Source organism: Blautia sp. HCP3S3_B11, from assembly GCF_052064435.1.
Classification (GTDB): Bacteria; Bacillota; Clostridia; order Lachnospirales; family Lachnospiraceae; genus Blautia_A.
Genome location: NZ_JBQHVP010000056.1, coordinates 1 through 943 on the forward strand (window position 1 = coordinate 1; position 943 = coordinate 943).

At 45.1% G+C, this 943-nt stretch carries 1 protein-coding gene; it reads left to right on the forward strand.

Going from position 1 to position 943, the window contains the following annotated elements:
• Positions 1-943 (forward strand): formate--tetrahydrofolate ligase (locus ACTNC0_RS18205; protein WP_441088488.1); only part of this gene is annotated, 943 nt, incomplete at both ends.

A 943-nucleotide genomic window follows, 5' to 3' on the forward strand; every position in this document is an offset into this window, starting at 1 on the left:
CAGGGCAACGCATTAAACATTGACCCACGTAAGATCACATGGAGAAGATGTGTGGATATGAACGACCGTCAGCTTCGTAACGTAGTAGACGGCCTTGGCGGAAGAACAAACGGTATGCCTCGTGAAGACGGATACGACATCACAGTTGCATCTGAGATTATGGCAGTTCTTTGCCTCGCAAGTGACATCAAAGACCTGAAAGAAAGATTATCCAAGATCATCATCGGTTATACATATGGTAAAGTTTCCGAGCAGAAACCGGTAACAGCCGGCGACCTCCATGCAGAAGGTGCTATGACAGCTCTGTTAAAAGACGCTCTGAAACCAAACCTTGTACAGACTCTGGAACACGTTCCTGCAATCGTACATGGCGGACCATTCGCTAACATCGCTCACGGATGTAACTCCGTAACAGCTACAAAGATGGCTATGAAACTTGCTGATTATGCAATCACAGAAGCTGGTTTCGGTGCTGACCTTGGCGCAGAGAAATTCCTCGATATCAAATGTCGTATGGCAGGCTTAAAACCAAGCGCAGTTGTAATCGTAGCTACTGTACGTGCCCTGAAATACAACGGCGGTGTTGCAAAAGCAGACCTTAACAATGAAAACCTGGAAGCACTTGAGAAAGGTATCCCGAACCTTCTGAAACATGTTTCCAATATCAAGAACGTATACAAACTTCCATGTGTTGTTGCTATCAACGCATTCCCAACAGATACAAAAGCAGAGCTTGACTTCGTAGAAGCAAAATGCAAAGAACTCGGTGTTAACGTTGCTCTCTCTGAAGTATGGGCAAAGGGCGGCGAAGGCGGAATCAAACTTGCTGAAGAAGTTCTTCGTCTTGTTGAAGAGCCAAACGACTTTACTTATGCATATGAACTGGAAGGTTCTATTGAAGACAAACTGAACCAGATCGTTCAGAAAGTTTACGGTGGTAAGA